General features: G+C 68.3%; 2 protein-coding genes. One reads left to right on the top strand and one right to left on the bottom strand.

Annotated features, from left to right (window positions below):
- Positions 1-1,706 (top strand): ABC transporter ATP-binding protein (locus tag FDZ70_09540; GenBank protein TLM69744.1); only part of this gene is annotated, 1,706 nt, incomplete at its 5' end.
- A gap of 15 nt (positions 1,707-1,721) precedes the next feature.
- Here FDZ70_09540 and FDZ70_09535 read toward each other — a convergent pair.
- Entirely contained in the window at positions 1,722-2,189 is a 468-nt protein-coding gene (locus tag FDZ70_09535; GenBank protein ID TLM69743.1) for a hypothetical protein, read from the bottom strand.
- Between the last annotated feature and the right edge of the window lie 38 nt (positions 2,190-2,227).

The raw sequence follows: 2,227 nt of genomic DNA, 5'->3' as shown, positions 1-2,227 counted from the left end.
GCGTGCCGGTGGAGAGCGTCACGAAGGACCAGCTGATCTCGGGGATGCGCGCCAAGGGCCAGGACACGTACGCCGACATGCTCGCCAAGATGGACGTGAAGCTCGGCGGCGCCGTGGACTTCGAGGCGGTCGGGCGGATCCTCCTGCTGCTGATCGCGATGTACCTCGCATCGGCGCTCTTCGGCTACCTGCAGCAGTACCTGACAGTGGGCATCTCGCAGGGCATCGTGTACGACCTGCGCAACGAGGTGGACGCGAAGCTCTCGCGCCTGCCGCTGCGCTACTTCGACTCCCATGCGCGCGGCGACATCCTCAGCCGCGTGACCAACGACATCGACAACATCGCGCAGACGCTGCAGCAGGCCTTGACGCAGATCACGACAGCGCTGCTCACGGTCGCCGGCACGCTCGTGATGATGTTCTCGATCAGCTGGCTGCTCGCGGTCATCTCGCTGCTCGTCGTGCCGCTGTCGGTGGTGGTGACCATGCAGATCGCGAAGCGCTCGCAGAAGCAGTTCGCGCTGCAGTGGGAGCACACCGGGACGCTCAACGGCCACATCGAGGAGACGCACACGGGGCGCAACATCGTGAAGGTGTTCGGGCGCGAGGCCGATGCCGAGGCTAGATTCGACGTCGAGAACGAGAAGCTGTTCCGTGCGGCGTTCAAGGCGCAGTTCATCTCGGGCATCATCCAGCCGTCGATGAACTTCCTCGGCAACCTGAACTATGTCGCGGTGGCCGTCATCGGTGGGATGAAGGTCGCGTCGGGCACGATGACGCTGGGCGATGTGCAGGCGTTCATCCAGTACTCGCGCTCGTTCACGTGGCCGATCACCCAGCTCGCGAGCATCATGAACGTGCTCCAGTCGTCGGTGGCGAGCGCCGAGCGCGTCTTCGAGCTGCTCGACGAGGCCGAGCAAAGACCTGACACCGCGAGCCCGGTGCGGCTCGCGAAGGTCGCAGGGCACGTCGAGCTCGACCACGTGTCGTTCCGCTACCTGCCCGACGAGCCGCTCATCGAGGACCTGTCGTTGGACGTGGAGCCGGGGCAGACGGTGGCGATCGTCGGGCCGACCGGCGCGGGCAAGACCACGCTGGTCAATCTGCTCATGCGCTTCTACGAGATCGACGGCGGCGCGATCCGCCTCGACGGCGTGGACACGCGAGAGATGACCCGCGACGACCTGCGCGGCGTGTTCGGCATGGTGCTGCAGGACACGTGGCTGTTCGGCGGGACCATCCGCGAGAACATCGCGTACGGGCGCACCGGCGCGACCGAGGCCGAGATCGTCGCGGCCGCCGAGGCGGCGCACGTCGACCACTTCGTGCGCACGCTGCCCGACGGTTACGACACGCGCCTCGACGACGACGCGACCAACGTCTCGGCCGGCGAGAAGCAGCTGCTCACAATCGCGCGCGCGTTCCTCGCCGATCCCGAGATCCTCATCCTCGACGAGGCCACGAGCTCGGTCGACACCCGCACCGAGGTGCTGATCCAGCGCGCGATGGCGCGGCTGATGGAGGGCCGGACGAGCTTCGTCATCGCGCACCGGCTGTCGACCATCAAGGGCGCCGAGACGATCATCGTGATGGATCACGGTCGCATCATCGAGACCGGGGACCACGAGACGCTGATGGCCGCGGGCGGCTTCTACGCGGACCTGTACAACTCGCAGTTCTCCGAGGCGCTCGACGAGGCGGGGTAGGCGCAGGCGGGGGGCCTACCCGGCGAGCCCCTGCACCGCGGTGACGACGGCTTCGACAACCTCGACGAGGGGCTCTGAGCCCGACCGCGCCCATCCGGCCAAGTCGGGCACGTGGACATCGAGGCCCTCGGTGCCCAAGCCCGCAGCCTGTTCTACGAGCACGCGTGCCACGCGAAGCCAGATGGCATCGTCCGTCACGTCCCCGGGGTCGAGGGCGGCGAGCAGCGCCGTCAGCGCGGGCCAGGCCCGGACCCAGTCGACGTACATGGGCGGCGTGTCACCCGCGGCTGAGCGCAGCGCGCCGGTCAGGCGGTAGAGTGTCCTGCGGCCGTCGGGTCGATGGTCGGCGAGGCGGGCTTCGGCCAGCGCGGAGAGGTAGTCTGCGACGACGGCCTGGTTGTAGGCCGCCCGCTCCGCGATGAGCCGCCCGTGCGCCCACTCATGCGTCCACAGGTACACGAGCACCTCTGCGCGTGCGCCCATGCCGACCAGCGACCGCGCGCGGAAGCGGAGGCACGCGG

Source organism: Actinomycetota bacterium (assembly GCA_005774595.1).
In the GTDB taxonomy this organism is placed as follows: Bacteria; Actinomycetota; Coriobacteriia; order Anaerosomatales; family D1FN1-002; genus D1FN1-002.
This window is presented reverse-complemented; position numbering and strand designations above follow the sequence as displayed.

Coding starts and splice junctions, on each gene's coding strand:
- FDZ70_09535 (TLM69743.1), bottom strand. CDS start 2,189: ATGGGCGCACGCGCAGAGGTGCTCGTGTACCTGTGGACGCATGAGTGG.